Below are 16597 nucleotides of genomic sequence, written 5' to 3' on the forward strand. Positions count from 1 at the left end.
CAAGCCCCGGTTATTCCGCCGGCTGGGCCACCGTCGCGCGCTTGCGGAAGATCATGTCGCTTGCCGCAAGCACTGCGCCACCGGTCACGAACAGGCAGGCGAGCGCAATGCGCCAGGACGGCTCGGCAAAACCGAACAGGATCAGGTTCAGCGTCGAAAGCACCGGCGCCGCGTAGCTCAAAACGCCGAGAAGCTGGATGTTGCCGTTCTTCACGCCGAAGTCCCAAGCATAGAAGGCGGCCCCCAAGGGCAGCAAACCAAGACCGGTGACGGCGAGCCACTCGAAGGTCGTCTGCGGCCACACGGTCGTCTCCAACGCCAGGTGGCAGACGAAAGACAGAAGAGATGTGGCAAGGCAGAAGCCGGTGACGACATCCGTCGAGACCGCCTCGAAGCGTCGAGTGATGAGCGAATAGCCGGACCAGGTGAAAGCGCAGAGGAAGGCGGCGCCATAGCCGATGAGATAGGCATCGTCGAAGGCGAAACCGTTGCGCGCCACGATCAGGATCATGCCGACAAGGCCGGCTAGAGCGCCTGCAATGTGGTACCAGCGCAGCCGCTCGCCCGGCAGCAACGCCGAGCCGACGACGATCAGTAGCGGCCAGAGGTAGGCGATCAACCCCGCCTCCACCGGCGGCGCGTTGCGCAGGGCCGTGAAGTAGAGAAAGTGGTAGCCGAAGAGGCCGGCAATGCCTGATATCCAGACCTTGGCCGGTTGTTTGAGCAGCGCCAGGCGCTCCGGTCTCACTGCCAGCACCACCAGCCCAGGGAGGCTGCCGATCAGGAAGCAGATCGCCGAAAGCTGGAACGGCGGCATCTTGCCGGATGCTGCGGTGAACAAGGCGAGCAGCGACCACATCAGGATGGCGGAAAAGCCGATCAGCGTTGCCTTGAATTGCATAGTCGTCCCCTCGCGCGATTTCTCTCACGGAAACCTGCGCCGATAAAATCAGATACTTCTTGAAATTTAACCTTTTAGTTAAACGCGATCATGCGTCAACCACCAAATCGCGTCGCCGAGACCGTGACCGGTCCGAGCTTGGTGGGGATGCGGACATAGACGGGCGCATAAACGTTCACGTTGGGCGCCTTGGCAAACCAGATCTCCATCGTCTGCAGACGACGCAGGTACTCGACGTCCTCGCGGCCCTTCTTGTAGCCGGCCTTCGGCACGAAGCGGATGCCGCAGACGATCACCTCCCCTTCGAAGCCCTTGGTCTTGAAAGGCTTGGTCCCCTTCGGCGAGAGCTTGATGTCGAGACGCGACTCGCCGTCGAAGATCGGCAGCGTGTTGGGGCAGACGCGCGCGTCCGCGGGAATGATCAGACCGGAAAGCGGGTCGAGCACGTTGCGCATGTCGCGCGAGGTGACGGGCACCCAGTTCTTCGGCAAGGGCGTCCGCTTCGGCGTCATGCTAGCCTGCACCACATTGCCGTTGCGATAGGTGACGTTGATCGCCCTGCTCTTCGATCCACTGCGATAGGACATCGAATAGTGCGAGGCGCGCAGGTAATCCCTGCCGATCACACCCGAAACCTGCGTCTGGCCCGAGGTCCGGCTCAGGATGTCGAGCAGCCCGGCCGACTTGAGCGTCCCTGAGATCGTATAATGATTCTTTTCCAGTTCCGTGTGGAACGAAGCCCGCGCAACTGGCAAACCGGCGAGCGAGATGCTGTAATCCGTCAGATGTTCGACATCGGCGGCCGACGATGCTGTGGAAAACGAGACCGCGGACAGCAGCGCCGCCACGCGAAAGCCATTTCGCAACTTCATGCCCTTAAAAAATCCATCGCTCGAATATCGCCGCAATACCCTGAAATGCAGGCTCTTTGCGGCTTTTCTACGCCCAGTTCGCTGCAGCCGGTCGTCGGGCCGGCCCCGTGGCCGCCACACGTCCCCATGCAAGAAATAACGCATAGCAAAACCGCTTGGAATGGGTCTCGCAAGGCATTATTCTTGCGAGAACTACGCCTCACATCTGAAGAACGGCCGGGAAAAACCGCGGGTTTTCCGAGAATGCAAGAGGTTTGGCTTGACGGGCGGGCCGTCTCTGACTATAGAACCGCGACTTTCCAATAATGGCCTAGGAACGCGGCCTGGGCTCTGGGCCCGCTACCGCATTGTCCGGCGGCGATAAAGAGAATAGGTGTACCATGTCCCGTAGTTGCGAATTGACCGGCAAGGGCGTCCAGTCGGGCAACAATGTAAGCCACGCCAACAACAAGACCAAGCGCCGGTTCCTGCCGAACCTGTGCAACGTCACGCTGATTTCCGATGCTCTCGGCCAGCGCTACCGTCTGCGCGTTTCCGCTGCAGCTCTCCGCTCGGTTGAACACCGCGGCGGCCTCGACGCCTTCCTGCTGAAGTCGGACGAGAACGAGCTGAGCATGCGCGCTCGCCTGCTGCGCCGCCAGATCGTCAAGAAGGTTGCTGAAGCCGCCTAATCGGCGCCAGCGTCCTGTCTTTGACACGCGTTTAAAAGGCTTGCGGGTTCATCCAGCAAGCCTTTTTCTCGTGCGCATGTTTTTCTGCACTCATCGGCCGGATGCTCGATCCGGCTCTCATCCCTCTAGCTGGTGGCATCTCCCAGGATAAAAAAATGCTGATCAACCGCACTTTCTTCGTCTATATCGCGCTGATGACCCTTGTGGTCGTGGCCTCGAACATCCTCGTACAGTACCCGCTGCCGGGCTCGATTGCCGGCATGCAGCTTGGTGATCTTCTCACCTGGGGCGCCTTCAGCTATCCCTTCGCCTTCCTGGTGACGGATCTTACCAACCGACAGTTCGGACCGCGCATCGCGCGCCGCGTGGTGGTCGCAGGCTTCATCGTCGCCATCCTGCTCTCCTTCGTCGCCGCCACGCCGCGGATCGCGATCGCCTCAGGCTCTGCCTTCCTGTTCGGCCAGCTTCTGGACATCTCGGTGTTCAACCGCCTGCGCCGCCAGAGCTGGTGGCATGCGCCGCTCGCAGGTTCGCTGATCGGCTCGGCACTCGACACCGCAATGTTCTTTTCCTTCGCCTTTGCCCCGTTCTTCGTGTTCTTCGGACCGAATGACAGCTTCGCGCTGGAAACCGCGCCCCTGCTCGGCGTGCTCACGGCCGAAGCGCCGCGCTGGATCTCCTGGGCCATCGGCGACCTGAGCGTCAAGATCCTCTGCGGCCTCGTCATGCTCTTGCCCTATGGCGCGCTGATGAGCGTCGTCAAACCGATGCCGGCAGCGGAAGCCAAGGCATCCGCCTAAGCAATTCCAGGAAAAGTGTGAAACGGTTTTCCGTCCGGAATTGCGTAATTTCAAAGACTTAGATCATTTCATTGTTTCGATTAAACAATGAAATGATCTAAACAACGTCTGCCGAAAAGGATCGAGCCGATGATTGCGGTCAAACGACCGCAATCATCGGCTCTGTCGTTTGAGAGCTTGGATCATTCGCCCTTTGGGCCGTTGCCTACTGCGTCAGCGCGGTCGTGAGGCGGAACTCGAGCATCAGATTGCGCTCGAGGATGGAGTGGTTGTCGTCCGAAACGACGATCACCCGAACTTCGCCGTCCGGCCGTACGACGACGTCGAGCCCTTCCATATTGTCGATCTGGTGGCGCATGTCGGCTTCGAAGATGACTTCGCCATCGACCACGGCGCCGGGCTTGATCGTGTCGCCGGCAATACGTCGGATCTGCATGCCGAGACCCGAGCCAAAAGAGAAGCGCCGCTCAAGGAGCAACAGGTCGCCGTTCGGCAGGAACGCGCCGTCGGTTACCGCATAGGGATCCTTGCGCACGACGGCAAACGCGCCACGCTGCGGCCCGTCGAGAATGCCCGCCAGCAGGTTATCCGCCTTGTCGACGCTGCGCTCCGCAACGGCGATCGTCGCGCCGGCCAGGGGGCTGTCCTTTGGCGCGACTGCGATGGTCTCGATGCCGCCATTGTTGCGCAATTCCTTGATCGGGAACGGCAACGCCAGGCTCCCGATCGGCGTCGATGCAGCAAAGCCCGGGTCCGGGTAGATGTCGATGCGGTGTGCCTGCTCGTAGCTGACCACCACCTGCCCCGACCGCAGCGCCAATCCTTCCGAATCCACCTTCCACTTCGCGAGCCCGACGTCGCCGTTGCGGTCGGCCATCGGCGTGGCGGTAAGGTCCGTAAGACCGGAAAGCCGGCCGTCCGCATCGCGGACCACGGCGCCTTCGAGCCAGTGTCCGGTGTCCATGATCGCGATGAAGGAAGTGCCATCCGGTCGAAAACGGATTCCCGACACGGCGCCGAACAGGGAATTCGCAGAGGTCATTTCCAGTCCGCCAACGAACTCCAGCGCGCCGAACCGGGTGGCGCTCGATCCAACCGCGAAACTGCTGATCTGACGACTGCGGATCGGCAGAGTTTCGCCGTTCGAGGCGGCCCATGCCGTGCCGGTCGAAGCCAAAAGCAGGAGGGCTAGAAGTCCGCGACCGAGCATGAGGGAAACACCTTCAGGGGAAGAGCATCAGGAATGAAACGGAGCACGACGACGAGAGACACCCGCCACGGCGCACTAAGATCATCGCTGCAGCTTGGTAGACTGTAAAACTTTGTCCGTAAATTGACTTCGGCTCAAGGCCGGAACGGGCTGTCGCCGATTGGCGTTCGGAAGCGACAAGCGCCACCTCCGAACGAAACAAATTATCCCGCGCGACGAAGACGCGAGGAACCGCGGCGCTGGCTTTCATCCTCAAAGAGCGCGGCCAGCTGCTCGGTCATGGCACCGGCGAGTTCATCGGCATCGACGATGGTCACGGCGCGACGGTAGTATCGCGTCACATCGTGGCCGATGCCGATCGCCAGCAGTTCCACCGGCGAGCGGGTTTCGATCTGCTCGATGACAGCGCGCAGGTGCCGCTCCAGATAGTTTCCGGGGTTCACCGAAAGCGTCGAGTCGTCAACCGGCGCGCCGTCGGAGATCATCATCAAGATGCGGCGCTGTTCGCGCCGGGCCATCAGCCGCTCATGCGCCCACATCAGCGCTTCGCCGTCGATGTTTTCTTTCAGCAGGCCCTCGCGCATCATCAGGCCGAGATTGCGCCGCGCCCGGCGCCAGGGTGCATCGGCCGACTTGTAGATGATGTGGCGCAGATCGTTGAGCCGGCCCGGCGCCTGCGGCTTGCCGCCGGCGAGCCACTTTTCGCGCGACTGTCCGCCCTTCCAGGCCTTGGTGGTAAAGCCGAGGATCTCGACCTTGACGCCGCAGCGTTCCAGCGTGCGCGCCAGAATGTCGGCACAGGTGGCAGCAACGGTGATCGGGCGGCCGCGCATCGAACCGGAATTGTCGATCAGCAGCGTCACTACCGTGTCGCGGAAGTTGGTGTCCTTCTCGCGCTTGAAGGAAAGCGGCTGCATCGGGTCGATGATGATGCGCTGCAGGCGCGCCGTGTCGAGGTAGCCCTCTTCGAGATCGAATTCCCAGGAGCGGTTCTGCTGCGCCATCAGGCGGCGCTGCAGGCGGTTGGCAAGGCGACCCACAGCACCCTGGAGATGGGCAAGCTGCTTGTCGAGGAAGGCGCGCAACCGGTCGAGCTCGGCCTCGTCGCACAGCTCTTCCGAAGCGATCGTCTCGTCGAATTCGCGAGTGAAGACGGCGTAGTCGACTTTCTCGTTGAAGTCGGCGAAGGGCTGGTTCGGTCGCTTGACCTCGCCGGGTGTCTCGCTGTCCTCGTCACCCTCGTCCTGGAGATCGTCGTCGGAGATCTCCGCGCCGTCCATCTCGCCTTCTTCCATCTGCTCTTCGGCAGCTTGGTTTTCATCGGCGGGTGCGGCATCGTCGCCGGCTTCCTCGTCGCTGGCGTTTTCGTCCTGCTCCTGGCTGCGCGGCTGATCTTCGTCGGTCTCGCTTTCCTGCTCGTCCGGCTCGACGTCGTCGTCGCCATATTTCTCGGCGACCTCCATCGAGGTCAGCATGTCGCGCACGACCCGGGCAAAGGCCTGCTGGTCATTGATCGCCGACGACAGGTTCTTGATGTCGCCGGACGCCTTGCCTTCGATGAACTCGCGCCAGAGGTCGAGCACCTTGCCGGCCGATGCCGGCGGCTTCTCGCCGGTCAGCTTCTCACGCACCAACAGCGCCACGGCTTCGCCGAGCGGAGCGTCGGCCTGTCGTTCGATCGTGCCGAAATTCGCCTTGGCGTATTTCTCCTCGAGCATGACATTGAGGTTCTTGGCGACACCCGCCATCCGCAGCGCGCCGATCGCCTCGACGCGCGCCTGCTCCACCGCATCGAAGATCACCCGTGCGTCAGCCCCCTGCGGTGACATGGTGGCGTGGATGCGCGCGTCGTGACAGGCCTTGCGAAGCGCCATGCTGTCGCCGAGACCGCGCGTGACCGCAAGCTCCTGCAGCGTCGGGCGCTTGGATAGTTCCGGCAGTCGAATGCGCTCGCCGGTCATGCCCGGCCGCTCGTTGGCGAAGGCCACTTCCACCTCGGCATCGCCCGCGATCGATCGGATGCAGCCGGAAAGCGCCCGCTTGAACGGTTCAGCAGCATTCTCGCGCGTTGTCGGCTTTGCCTTCGAGTTCGAACTCACGACAGTTCCTTCTTCAGCCAGATGCGGTGAAATCCCGGCGGGAAATCATCGAGTTTGCCATAAACGTCATACCCCAGCTTCTGATAGAAGCCGTCGCCCTGGAAGCTGAACGTGTCGACATAGATGTAGCGGGCGCCGCGACTTGCAGCGACCGCCTCGACACGCGCAACGAGCTCACGCCCGCTGCCCGATCCTCTCAGCGCTTCGTCTACCCAGAGCAGTTCGATGAAGCACCAGTTCCACGCCGTATAGGCGACGATGCCGCCTACGATCTCGTCGCTGTCATCACGCACCGAAATGGCGAAGCGCTTGTACTTGGCGCTTCCCGCCTTTTCGAGGTTGAAGGCCTTGAGGCCCTTGAAGACCGCGTTGGCGGTCTTCGTGACGCTCTTCTCCTCAACGAAGCGAAGCGCCCGTACGCCCTTCGCCTGCGCCATCACTCAGGCGGTGGCTTCCAACACGATGTTGGCAGCGCTTTCCTTGAGCTCGATCCCGAAGGCGCGCTGGTAGTGCTCGGCGACCAGCGCCCGCTCCAGCTCGTCGCACTTGTTGAGGAAGGTCACACGGAAGGCAAAGGCGATATCGCCGAAGATGTGGGCGTTCTCGGCCCAGGTGATGACCGTGCGCGGGCTCATGACGGTCGAAAGGTCGCCGTTGATGAAGGCGGCGCGCGTGAGGTCGGCAACACGCACCATCTTGGAGACGGTCTCGCGGCCCTTGTCGGCGGTGAAGCCCTTCACCTTGGCGGCGACGATGTCGACTTCCTTGTCATGCGCCAAGTAGTTCAGCGTCGTGACGATCGACCAACGGTCCATCTGCGCCTGGTTGATCTGCTGCGTGCCGTGGTAGAGGCCGGTGGTGTCGCCGAGGCCGATGGTGTTGGCGGTCGCAAACAGGCGGAAGGCCGGGTGCGGACGGATGACGCGGCTCTGGTCGAGCAGCGTCAGGCGGCCGGAGGATTCCAGCACGCGCTGGATGACGAACATCACGTCCGGGCGGCCGGCGTCGTATTCGTCGAAGACGAGTGCGACATTGTGCTGGTAGGCCCAGGGCAGGATGCCGTCCTTGAATTCGGTGACCTGAAGGCCGTCCTTGACGACGATCGCGTCCTTGCCGACGAGGTCGATACGGCTGACATGGCTATCGAGGTTGATACGCACGCACGGCCAGTTGAGGCGCGCGGCGACCTGCTCGATATGGGTGGACTTACCGGTACCGTGATAGCCCGATACCATCACGCGTCGGTTGTGGGCGAAGCCTGCGAGAATGGCGAGCGTGGTTTCGCGATCGAAGAGGTAATCCGGGTCGAGGTCCGGCACATAGGCGTCGCCCTTCGAATAGGCAGGAACGCGCAAATCCGTATCAATGCCGAAAACCTCCCGGACCGAGATCGTCGTATCGGGGAGGTTGGAAATGTCGAGGTCAATCTTGCTCATCATGTCTCCAGAGCGGCCACCGGACGGCACCCGCGCATTCGCCTGCAAAAGTGCTTCTGTAATAATCCGCGTTGTTAGCAGAAACCAGCCTGTTTTAACAATTGGTAGGCTTGAATAACCGCGCGAAAACGCTCTTCGGATCCCCTATCTCCGCCATTGGCATCGGGGTGATGCTTCTTGACGAGATCCTTGTAGGCAGCCTTGATGTCGGCAGCAGTGGCCGAGGCCCCGAGGCCGAGTGTTTCGAACGCCTTTGCCTCGAGCGTCTTCAACTTGCGCTGGCGCGGCTCCGGGCGACGGGCGCGCGCTTCGCTGACGAAGCCGAAGGGGTCGCGCATCCGGGCCTGGGCGCCGGCCGAGCCCGACCGCGTCTGCGACTGCGTCGGACCGTTCTTGGCATTCTTGTTGACGCCGACGGTCCAGGTTGGCCGGTGGCCGGTCACCGCTTCCTTCTGGTAGCGGGCGACCTCGCTGTCGGAAAGGCCGGAGAAGTAGTTGTAGCCCTTGTTGTATTCCTTCACATGCTCGAAGCAGAACATGAAGTACTGGCCCTCGGCATTGCGGCCGACGGGCGCTTTATGCACGCCCTTCTGATCGCAGCCGTCCCACTGACAGACGGGCGCAGCCGGCTCCGCCCGGGGCTCAACCTTGCGCCGGGTGCGAATGCGATCGAAGTATTTTGAATCGAGTCTCATGGTGCTCATTATGGGGCTTGGCTGGGGCCACAACAAGAATTGACAAAACGGAATGTTGCTGGCTTTGTGCGGGCATTTTGCGCCGCCAAGCCAGCGATTACCGGGTACTGCCGATCCGCGAGGGGGCGTCAAGCAACCAAGGAAATGGGACGGAAGAATGTCGCTCACGGACACGATCGAAAAGAAGCTGATCGAGGCCTTCCATCCTGAGAGATTGGCGGTCATCAACGAGAGCCACATGCATGCCGGTCATCAGCCGGGTTTCGATGGCGGCGGCGAAACCCACATGCGGGTGCGCATCGTTTCCAGCGCCTTTACCGGCATGAGCCGCGTCGCCCGTCACCGCGCCATCAATGACGTCCTGAAACCGGAACTCGATGCCGGCCTGCACGCGCTTGCCGTCGAGCCGGCGGCTCCCGGCGAAGCGACCCGCTGGTAACGATCAAACCGTCGGAGGGGCGCCCTCTTCCGCCGGGCGGATGCGCAGCTTGGTGATCCGGTTCTTCACCCGTTTCATCACGATGAAGCGCTTGCCATGGAAGGTGAAGGCCTGACGCTCCTCGGGAATGCTCTTTGACTCGTGAATGACGAGCCCCGCCACCGTCGTCGCTTCCTCGTCCGGCAGCGACCAGTCGAGCGCGCGGTTGAGGTCGCGGATCGGCACCGAGCCGTCGACGACGATCGAGCCGTCGGCCTCCTGGCGCACACCCTGAATGTCGAGGTCGTGTTCATCGGCAATGTCGCCGACGATCTCCTCCAGAATGTCTTCGAGGGTCACCAGCCCCTGAACCTGGCCGTACTCGTCGACGACGATCGCCAGATGCAGCTTGCGGCGCAGGAAGGCGTTGAGCTGGTCCTTGAGGTTGGTCGTGTCGGGCACGAACCAGGGCTTCTGCGCGATCTTGACGATTTCGAGGTTTTCCGGCTCGACATTGGGCTCCGCGAGCGCCCGCAGGAGATCCTTGGTATGCACCACGCCGATGATGTTGTCGGTCGAACCGCGCCAGAGCGGCAGTCGGGTGAACGGACTTTCGAGGATATCGCGGACGCAAGCCTCCGGCGGCTCGTCGGCGTTGATCGCGCGCATGGCAGTACGGTGGATCATGATGTCGGAGACTTCGAGCTCGCCGAGATCGAGCACGCCGCCCAGCCGATCACGGTCGGCTTTGATCACCGACCCCTCCCGGTGCAGCAAATCTACCGCGCCACGCAATTCCTCCTGCGCCGATAGCATCGACATGTTCGCGGACAGATTGACTCCGAAGAGATTGAGGATGCGCCGGACAATCCCGTTGACGAGGCTGGAGATGGGCCCGACGATCGCGACGAAAGGACGGACGAGTGGCGCGACGGCGAGCGCGAAGCGATCGGGAGAGGCAATCGCCCAACTCTTCGGCAGCACTTCCGAGAAGATGACGAGCAGCACGGTCATGGTGAGCGTCGCGATCGCCACGCCCCAGTCGCCGAAAACGCCGATCAGCAGGCTCGTCGCCAGCGACGAAGCGAGGATATTGACGAGATTGTTGCCGATCAGCAGCGTACCGATTAGCCGGTCCCGCCGCTCGATCAGCCGGTTGACGATGCCGGCGCGCACTTCGCCGTTGTTCTCCAACGTATGCAGGCGCGAGCGCGAAGCTACCGTCAGCGCCGTTTCCGAGCCGGAGAAGAAGGCCGAAAGCAGGAGCAGGCAGAAGACCGAGAGGATCGACAGCCAGTACTCCGCCAGAAAAGCAATAAAGGCTTCGCCTGTCATTGCGGATGTTTTTCCCTCAGGAAGCTCAAGACCTCTGACGCCGGAACGTCATCGGCGACAAAGGATTGCCCAACGCCGCGCGTCAGAATGAAAGTGAGCTTGCCGCCCTTGACCTTCTTGTCCTGAGCGATCGCGTCCATCAGCCGTTCGGCCGGCGGCAAGGTGCCCGGGATTTCCGACATCCGCGTCGGCAGGCCCACCGTCTTCAGATGCGCCTCGACACGGGACGCATCGTCCGGGCTCGCAAGGTTCATGCGTGCCGAGAACTGATGCGCCAGCACCATGCCGATCGAAACGCCCTCGCCATGCACCAACCGGGCGCTGTCATACTCGGTCGCAGCCTCCAGCGCATGGCCGAAGGTATGGCCGAGGTTGAGGAGCGCGCGCAAGCCGTTCTCGCGCTCGTCCGCCGCCACGACGTCGGCCTTGGCCTGGCAGCTCACGGCGATCGCCTCGATGCGGGCAGCACCACCGGCAAAGACGGCCTGCCAGTTCTTTTCGAGCCAGGCGAAGAAGTCGGGCTTGTCGATCAATCCGTATTTCGCGACTTCCGCGTAACCGGCGCGGAACTCGCGCGGGCTCAGCGTGTCGAGCACGTCGGTATCGGCGAGCACCAGGTCCGGCTGATGGAAGACGCCGATCAGGTTCTTGCCATGCGGCGAATTGATGCCGGTCTTGCCGCCGACGGAGGAATCGACCTGTGCCAAGAGCGATGTCGGAATCTGGATGAAACGCGAGCCTCGGCGCACGATGCCGGCGGCAAAGCCGGTCAGGTCGCCGATGACGCCCCCGCCGAGCGCGATTACCGCATCGTTGCGCTCGATACGGGCGCCAAGCACGGTTTCACAGACCGGGATCAGCTGCTCGAAGCTCTTGGTCTTCTCGCCGGCGGGAAGCACGAGCGACACCGCGTCGAGGTCACGCTGCTTCAGGCTCGCCATCAGCGGTTCGAGATAGCGCGGCGCTACGTTCTCGTCAGTGATCACGGCCATCTTGCGCCCCTTGAGACGGGCAGCGATCTCCTGGCCGGCGGCGGCAATCAGTCCGGGACCGATCAGGATATCGTAGGAACGATCGCCGAGGTCGACGCGGACCTTGCGTTCGGCAGCGGGCGCAACATGGCTATTCATGGTTCTTCTTGTCCTGGTATTCGATAACGGCGGTGAGAACGTCCTCCACCATCGTCTCTTTCTTCACATCGCGCGACAGCACCGTCAGGTCGGCTTCCGAATAGATCGGGTAGCGCGCGTTCATCAGGTTTTCGAGCGTCTGCTTGGGATTTTCCGTTTTCAGGAGCGGCCGGGTATCGCGCTTGTTGACGCGCTCCCAGAGCACGTCGAGCTCGGCATTGAGCCAGACCGTCAGGCCGCCCTTCCTGATCTGGCGGCGCGAGCGCTCGTTGATGTAGGCGCCGCCGCCGGTCGAGACCACACGCGGACCACTTCTCAGAAGCCGTTTCAGCACCCGCGTCTCCAGTGCGCGAAACTCCTCCTCGCCGTATCGGGCAAAGAGATCGCTAATTGTCATGCGCGAGACGCGCTCGATCTCGTGGTCGGAATCGACGAAGGGAACTCCGAGCGCCTGGGCGGTCAATCTTCCGATTGCCGACTTGCCGGCGCCCATGAGACCGATGAACACGAGATTGCGTTTACCGAGTACAAGCTTCGCCCGCTCGGCAAGCGTTGCGGAAACCGGTTCGATCACGTCGTTCATTGGACTTCTTATTCCCCATTCCCTTTCGGTATCGACAAATCGGGGTGTAGCGTCAAGTCGTCGCGCGCGTCCGCTCACGGTTCTTGAACTCGGCCGAAGCGGCGTTCATATAGGTCTGGCACCCGCCTTCGTGCCGCACATTCATCCGAACGCGCGATGACGATGGCTGTTTGAACGCCTGCATGCATATCCTTTGGTCCGCTTCGGCCGGAGGCTTCATGCAGAGGAGATTGAAATGCCGACCCTTTTCCGGTTCCTGTTCTTTTGTGCCGTCGCCGCCGGATTAGTCTACGGCACGATGGTCTCTCTCGTCACCTTTGTCGAACCGGTTGAACGCGACGTGACCGTGAAAATCCCGTCCGAGCGGGTGAACAAGCCCCAATGAGCGACCTCTCTGCCGCCCATGTCGAGGCCTTCCTCGAAATGATGAGTGCCGAGCGCGGCGCGGCGGTCAATACGCTGCAATCCTACGAGCGCGACCTGGAGGATGCCTCCTCGCACCTGCGCACGCTCGGAACCGGGCTGACAGCGGCAACCCCGGACGATCTTCGCACCTACCTCGCCCATCTCTCGGGCCAGGGCTTCAAGCCCTCCTCGCAGGCACGGCGCCTCTCCGCACTCCGGCAGTTCTACAAATTCCTCTACGCCGAGGGTATGCGCGGCGACGATCCGACAGGCATTCTCGACGCCCCAAAGAAGGGGCGCAGCCTGCCGAAGACGCTGAGCGTCGAGGACGTCTCGCGGCTGATCGGGCAGGCCGAGACCGAAGCCGCATCAGGAGGTCCCGACCACCTTGCGAAACTGCGCATGCATGCGCTGATCGAACTGCTCTACGCCACCGGCATGCGCGTCAGCGAACTGGTCTCCCTGCCGGCAAGCGTTCTCGCACAGAACGGCCGCTTCCTCGTCATCCGCGGCAAGGGCAACAAGGACCGGCTCGTGCCGCTCTCGCAAGCGGCAATCCGGGCGATGCGGGCCTATGGCGAGGCGCTCGCTGAGGAAATGGACAAAGAGGAAGCGGGCAGCCGCGAAAGCCCGTGGCTCTTCCCCTCCTCCGGCAAGCAGGGCTTCCTGCCGCGCCAGGTTTTTGCGCGCGATCTGAAATCGCTCGCCGCACGCGCCGGCATAAGGGTCGCCACGATCTCGCCGCACGTGCTGCGGCACGCCTTCGCCAGCCACCTGCTTGCCAATGGCGCGGACCTTCGCGCCGTGCAGGAACTGCTCGGCCATTCGGACATTTCAACGACACAAATCTATACCCATGTGCTGGAAGAACGGCTGCACAACCTCGTGCAAAACCATCACCCTCTTGCCAAACAGGCGAAAAAACAGGATTAGGACGGCCGGGCACGCTGGTTTCGGCCCGCTGGTCCTTGTCGCAAAATGATCGGAAACGCATCTCATGCACAACTATCTCGATTTCGAAAAACCCATCTCCGACCTTGAAGGCAAGATTCTCGAATTGAAGAAGCTCGCCGGCGAAGACGAGAGCGTGAACACTTCGGATGAGATCGAACGCCTGGAGACGCGCGTCCGCGACGCGATGGTCGAGATCTATTCCAAGCTGACGCCCTGGCAGAAGACCCAGGTCGCCCGTCACCCCTCGCGCCCGCACTTCCTGGATTACGCCGCCGAACTCTTCACCGAGTTCACGCCGCTTGCCGGCGACCGCAACTTCGCCAACGACGATGCCATTCAGGCCGGCCTTGCGCGTTTCCGCGGCATGCCGGTGGCCGTTCTCGGCCAGGAGAAGGGCAATGACACCAAGTCGCGCATCAAGCACAACTTCGGCAGCCCCCGTCCTGAAGGCTACCGCAAGGCGATCCGCGTCATGGAAATGGCCGACCGCTTCGGCCTGCCGCTGATCACGCTGGTCGACACGGCAGGCGCCTATCCTGGCGTCAACGCCGAGGAACGCGGCCAGGCGGAAGCGATCGCCCGCTCGACCGAGATGTGCCTCAACGTCCGCGTGCCGATCGTCACCGTCGTCATCGGTGAAGGCGGATCCGGCGGCGCCATCGCGATCGCCACCGGCAACCGCGTCTACATGCTGGAGCATGCGATCTACAGCGTTATCTCGCCGGAAGGTGCAGCCTCGATCCTGTGGCGCGATTCCACCCGCGCCAAGGAAGCCGCAAGCAACATGAAGATCACCTCCGAGGACCTGAAGGCGCTCGGCGTCATCGACGGCATCATTCAGGAGCCGGTCGGCGGCGCACACCGCGATCCGAACGCGGTCATCGGCCGCACAGGAACCGTGATCGCCGACGCGTTGAAGGAATTGTCCGGACGCAATGGTGACCAGTTGCGCACGGATCGCCGACAGAAGTACCTCAATATCGGCCGCAACCTCTAAGCAGGAACGGGATAGGGGCGGAAATCCTACGCTCTCTATTCGATCTGGCCCTGATGGTTCGCGATTGCGCAAGCGGATTTCGCAACTGCAAAGCGGAGTGTGGCCAAATCTTGGCCATATTCATGAGGTCATGAACAGCGCATCGGCAGGGGCACCCTGCAGGGTTAAGAATTCGTGAAGTATAATCGCTTAGTGATTCTCTGAACGGCCCACCCCTCGCGGACTTGGGCTCTCTTAGTCGAGTTGGGTTTGAACGGGCCTCTGCTGATGCGTTTCTGGAACCTTGTAGCTTCCGCCGCCATTGTCGCCGCGCTTGCCGGCTGCACCAATGAAACGCTGGACACGACGACATCGGTCGACCTCAAGTCCGTCAAGAACAAGACCGAGTACCAGGTCTCGGGACCCATGGTCAAAAAGATGACCGAACTCGGGATGCAGAAGCAGGCCCCGATCGCGCTGCGCATCTTCAAGGAAGAAGGCACGCTCGAGGTCTGGAAGGCCAATACATCCAACCGCTTCCAGCTGCTGAAAACCTATAAGATTTGCGCCTGGTCCGGGAAGCTTGGGCCCAAGGTAAAGGAAGGCGACCGCCAGGCGCCGGAAGGCTTCTACCCGCTCTTCCCGCATCAGTTGAACCCCAACTCGAACTATTATCTGGCGATCAACACCGGCTATCCCAACACCTACGACAAGGCGAACGGCCGTCAGGGAACGCACCTGATGATCCACGGCGCCTGCTCGTCGTCGGGCTGCTACTCGATGACCGACGAGCAGATGATCGAGATCTTCGCGCTCGCCCGGGATTCCTTCAAGGGCGGCCAGGAAAGCGTTCAGCTGCAGGCCTTCCCCTTCCGCATGACCGCGGAAAACATGGCGCGCCATCGCAACAACCCGAACATCGAGTTCTGGAAGATGCTGAAGGTCGGCTACGACCAGTTCGAGATCACCAAGCGCCCGCCAGAGGTCAATGTCTGCGAGAAGAGGTACGTCTTCAATCAGCAGGCCGCCGGCCCGTTCAATCCGGGCGGCCAGTGCCCGGCCATGTCGACCCCGCCGGCGCTGCAGGTGGCGATGGCAGGCTTCGAGAAGACCTACCAGACCGACTACGACAAGGCCATGAAGAAGTATGACGGCATGGTCTGGTACGAGCCGAGCGAAGCCGAGCGCAAGGCGATCGTCGCCAAGCAGCGCGTCGGCCGCGAGCTCGCCTATGCGCCGACCGGCAACTCCTTCGACGCCGGCAAGCTGATGAAGGCCAGCGACCTCGAGAAGAAGCTCGCCGACCAGAAGGAAGCGGAAGAGACTAAGCAGGCCGTCGAGATCCAGAAGAAGGAACTCGAAAAGGCGACCGACGGCGGCAAGCACGTCCCGGTTCCGGCCGCCAATCCCATTCCACAGCCGGTGATGCAGGCAGCCGTCCAGCAGCCGGCGAAGAAATCCTTCTGGAGCCTGTTCTCGAAGGGCGAGCCGGAGGCCGAAGCACCCGCTCCGGCCGTTCAGACACCCGAACAGCAGGCAGCCGTCGCACCGCAGGCACAGGAACCGGCGAAGACGGCCAAGCAGGCACGCACGACGGCGCCAGCTCCGACCGAGCAGCAGACGGCCGCCGTTGCAACGGCACCCTCCCCCGAGGCGGTGGCGGAAACGCCCGTGCTCACCGAAGAGCCGCCGAAGAAGCGCCCCTTCTGGAAAATCTGGGGCAATTGATGCCGGGCGAGACCAAGATCGTCTACGACCTCAGGGGGCTTAAATGCCCCCTTCCCGTTTTGAAGACGCGCAAGCGCATGTCCTCACTAGCCCCGGGCGCATTGCTGGAGATCGAGACGACTGATCCTCTGGCGGTGATCGATATCCCGCACTTCTGCAACGAGGACGGCCACACGCTCGAAGAGTCCGCTGTGGCCGACGGCGGCCACCGGTTTCTGATCCGCAAGGGCGCCTGAGACGCCCGCGACGGGCTGCGGCATCGCTTTGGCTTGGTTCTTTGCAGGCGCAACTCCGGACGGAAAACCGCTTCGCACTCTTCCTGGAGTTTGCTCCAAAGTTGGCTCGCAACTCCGGACGGAAAACCGCTTCGCGCTTTTCCTGGAG

18 protein-coding genes are annotated in these 16597 nt (G+C 62.1%); 8 read left to right on the forward strand and 10 right to left on the reverse strand.

Annotation, left to right across the window (positions count from 1 at the left end):
- Window positions 1-10: 10 nt before the first annotated feature.
- Window positions 11-901, reverse strand: coding sequence for an aromatic amino acid exporter YddG (gene yddG / locus V7S54_RS16135; protein WP_065375324.1), 891 nt, complete (start codon window positions 899-901; stop codon window positions 11-13).
- A 95-nt stretch (window positions 902-996) separates the two neighbouring features.
- Window positions 997-1773: a DUF3108 domain-containing protein gene (locus V7S54_RS16140; protein ID WP_065375323.1), complete on the reverse strand. Its 777-nt coding sequence runs from the start codon at window positions 1771-1773 to the stop codon at window positions 997-999.
- 380 nt (window positions 1774-2153) lie between these two features.
- On the opposite strand from V7S54_RS16140, the gene rpmB reads away from it, so the two are divergent.
- Together rpmB and V7S54_RS16150 are read left to right on the forward strand one after the other, a co-directional pair.
- Window positions 2154-2444: a 50S ribosomal protein L28 gene (gene rpmB / locus V7S54_RS16145; protein ID WP_034806568.1), complete on the forward strand. Its 291-nt coding sequence runs from the start codon at window positions 2154-2156 to the stop codon at window positions 2442-2444.
- 155 nt (window positions 2445-2599) lie between these two features.
- Window positions 2600-3244, forward strand: a complete 645-nt coding sequence (locus tag V7S54_RS16150) for a queuosine precursor transporter (protein ID WP_057254752.1) — start codon at window positions 2600-2602, stop codon at window positions 3242-3244.
- Between the two features lie 205 nt (window positions 3245-3449).
- On the opposite strand, the gene V7S54_RS16155 is transcribed toward V7S54_RS16150, so the two are convergent.
- The 5 genes from V7S54_RS16155 to V7S54_RS16175 form a co-directional block, all read right to left on the reverse strand.
- Window positions 3450-4454 (reverse strand): esterase-like activity of phytase family protein, encoded by a 1005-nt coding sequence (locus tag V7S54_RS16155; RefSeq protein WP_065375322.1) that lies wholly within the window; start codon window positions 4452-4454, stop codon window positions 3450-3452.
- A 203-nt stretch (window positions 4455-4657) separates the two neighbouring features.
- A complete protein-coding gene (gene cobT / locus V7S54_RS16160; protein ID WP_065375321.1) occupies window positions 4658-6553 on the reverse strand; it encodes a cobaltochelatase subunit CobT in 1896 nt (631 codons plus the stop codon).
- Window positions 6550-6990, reverse strand: a complete 441-nt coding sequence (locus V7S54_RS16165) for a GNAT family N-acetyltransferase (protein ID WP_065375320.1) — start codon at window positions 6988-6990, stop codon at window positions 6550-6552. The genes cobT and V7S54_RS16165 overlap by 4 nt, the downstream gene beginning before the upstream one ends.
- Before the next feature lie 3 nt (window positions 6991-6993).
- Entirely contained in the window at window positions 6994-7989 is a 996-nt protein-coding gene (gene cobS / locus V7S54_RS16170) for a cobaltochelatase subunit CobS (protein ID WP_065375353.1), read from the reverse strand.
- 74 nt (window positions 7990-8063) lie between these two features.
- On the reverse strand, window positions 8064-8693 hold the full coding sequence (locus tag V7S54_RS16175) for a J domain-containing protein (protein ID WP_057254748.1): 630 nt from the start codon (window positions 8691-8693) through the stop codon (window positions 8064-8066).
- A gap of 148 nt (window positions 8694-8841) precedes the next feature.
- Between V7S54_RS16175 and V7S54_RS16180 the strand changes: the two genes are divergently transcribed.
- Entirely contained in the window at window positions 8842-9123 is a 282-nt protein-coding gene (locus V7S54_RS16180; RefSeq protein ID WP_336408652.1) for a BolA family protein, read from the forward strand.
- A gap of 3 nt (window positions 9124-9126) precedes the next feature.
- Here V7S54_RS16180 and V7S54_RS16185 read toward each other — a convergent pair whose 3' ends face one another.
- Genes V7S54_RS16185 through V7S54_RS16195 form a run of 3 tightly spaced genes read right to left on the reverse strand, consistent with a single transcriptional unit; the run spans window position 9127 to window position 12150 of the window.
- Complete coding sequence (locus tag V7S54_RS16185; RefSeq protein WP_065375318.1) at window positions 9127-10437, reverse strand: HlyC/CorC family transporter; 1311 nt, start codon at window positions 10435-10437, stop codon at window positions 9127-9129.
- Entirely contained in the window at window positions 10434-11567 is a 1134-nt protein-coding gene (gene aroB, locus V7S54_RS16190; RefSeq protein WP_065375317.1) for a 3-dehydroquinate synthase, read from the reverse strand. Before aroB ends, V7S54_RS16185 begins: the two co-directional genes overlap by 4 nt.
- Entirely contained in the window at window positions 11560-12150 is a 591-nt protein-coding gene (locus V7S54_RS16195; RefSeq protein ID WP_065375316.1) for a shikimate kinase, read from the reverse strand. Before V7S54_RS16195 ends, aroB begins: the two co-directional genes overlap by 8 nt.
- 235 nt (window positions 12151-12385) lie before the next feature.
- On the opposite strand from V7S54_RS16195, the gene V7S54_RS16200 reads away from it, so the two are divergent.
- The 5 genes from V7S54_RS16200 (at window position 12386) to V7S54_RS16220 (ending at window position 16449) form a co-directional block, all read left to right on the forward strand.
- Window positions 12386-12535, forward strand: coding sequence for a hypothetical protein (locus tag V7S54_RS16200; RefSeq protein ID WP_093233937.1), 150 nt, complete (start codon window positions 12386-12388; stop codon window positions 12533-12535).
- Window positions 12532-13488 carry a site-specific tyrosine recombinase XerD gene (gene xerD / locus V7S54_RS16205; protein WP_065375315.1) on the forward strand — a complete coding sequence of 319 codons (957 nt, stop codon included), beginning with the start codon at window positions 12532-12534 and terminating at the stop codon, window positions 13486-13488. Before V7S54_RS16200 ends, xerD begins: the two co-directional genes overlap by 4 nt.
- 64 nt (window positions 13489-13552) lie before the next feature.
- Window positions 13553-14506 carry an acetyl-CoA carboxylase carboxyltransferase subunit alpha gene (locus V7S54_RS16210; protein WP_065375314.1) on the forward strand — a complete coding sequence of 318 codons (954 nt, stop codon included), beginning with the start codon at window positions 13553-13555 and terminating at the stop codon, window positions 14504-14506.
- A 267-nt stretch (window positions 14507-14773) separates the two neighbouring features.
- Entirely contained in the window at window positions 14774-16213 is a 1440-nt protein-coding gene (locus V7S54_RS16215; RefSeq protein WP_065375313.1) for a L,D-transpeptidase family protein, read from the forward strand.
- Entirely contained in the window at window positions 16213-16449 is a 237-nt protein-coding gene (locus tag V7S54_RS16220; RefSeq protein WP_065375312.1) for a sulfurtransferase TusA family protein, read from the forward strand. Before V7S54_RS16215 ends, V7S54_RS16220 begins: the two co-directional genes overlap by 1 nt.
- Window positions 16450-16597 lie beyond the last annotated feature (148 nt).

It is taken from the genome of Ensifer sp. CCNWLY38 (assembly GCF_037120565.1).
Taxonomy (GTDB): domain Bacteria; phylum Pseudomonadota; class Alphaproteobacteria; order Rhizobiales; family Rhizobiaceae; genus Ensifer; species Ensifer adhaerens_H.

What these genes read in the sequence shown, in the direction of transcription:
- cobS (WP_065375353.1), bottom strand. Translation starts at nt 7,989, where the DNA reads ATGAGCAAGATTGACCTCGACATTTCCAACCTCCCCGATACGACGATC.
- V7S54_RS16220 (WP_065375312.1), top strand. Translation starts at nt 16,213, where the DNA reads ATGCCGGGCGAGACCAAGATCGTCTACGACCTCAGGGGGCTTAAATGC.
- V7S54_RS16210 (WP_065375314.1), top strand. Translation starts at nt 13,553, where the DNA reads ATGCACAACTATCTCGATTTCGAAAAACCCATCTCCGACCTTGAAGGC.
- V7S54_RS16150 (WP_057254752.1), top strand. Translation starts at nt 2,600, where the DNA reads ATGCTGATCAACCGCACTTTCTTCGTCTATATCGCGCTGATGACCCTT.
- V7S54_RS16140 (WP_065375323.1), bottom strand. Translation starts at nt 1,773, where the DNA reads ATGAAGTTGCGAAATGGCTTTCGCGTGGCGGCGCTGCTGTCCGCGGTC.
- V7S54_RS16195 (WP_065375316.1), bottom strand. Translation starts at nt 12,150, where the DNA reads ATGAACGACGTGATCGAACCGGTTTCCGCAACGCTTGCCGAGCGGGCG.
- V7S54_RS16175 (WP_057254748.1), bottom strand. Translation starts at nt 8,693, where the DNA reads ATGAGCACCATGAGACTCGATTCAAAATACTTCGATCGCATTCGCACC.
- V7S54_RS16200 (WP_093233937.1), top strand. Translation starts at nt 12,386, where the DNA reads ATGCCGACCCTTTTCCGGTTCCTGTTCTTTTGTGCCGTCGCCGCCGGA.
- V7S54_RS16180 (WP_336408652.1), top strand. Translation starts at nt 8,842, where the DNA reads ATGTCGCTCACGGACACGATCGAAAAGAAGCTGATCGAGGCCTTCCAT.
- aroB (WP_065375317.1), bottom strand. Translation starts at nt 11,567, where the DNA reads ATGAATAGCCATGTTGCGCCCGCTGCCGAACGCAAGGTCCGCGTCGAC.
- rpmB (WP_034806568.1), top strand. Translation starts at nt 2,154, where the DNA reads ATGTCCCGTAGTTGCGAATTGACCGGCAAGGGCGTCCAGTCGGGCAAC.
- V7S54_RS16185 (WP_065375318.1), bottom strand. Translation starts at nt 10,437, where the DNA reads ATGACAGGCGAAGCCTTTATTGCTTTTCTGGCGGAGTACTGGCTGTCG.
- yddG (WP_065375324.1), bottom strand. Translation starts at nt 901, where the DNA reads ATGCAATTCAAGGCAACGCTGATCGGCTTTTCCGCCATCCTGATGTGG.
- xerD (WP_065375315.1), top strand. Translation starts at nt 12,532, where the DNA reads ATGAGCGACCTCTCTGCCGCCCATGTCGAGGCCTTCCTCGAAATGATG.
- V7S54_RS16215 (WP_065375313.1), top strand. Translation starts at nt 14,774, where the DNA reads ATGCGTTTCTGGAACCTTGTAGCTTCCGCCGCCATTGTCGCCGCGCTT.
- V7S54_RS16165 (WP_065375320.1), bottom strand. Translation starts at nt 6,990, where the DNA reads ATGGCGCAGGCGAAGGGCGTACGGGCGCTTCGCTTCGTTGAGGAGAAG.
- V7S54_RS16155 (WP_065375322.1), bottom strand. Translation starts at nt 4,454, where the DNA reads ATGCTCGGTCGCGGACTTCTAGCCCTCCTGCTTTTGGCTTCGACCGGC.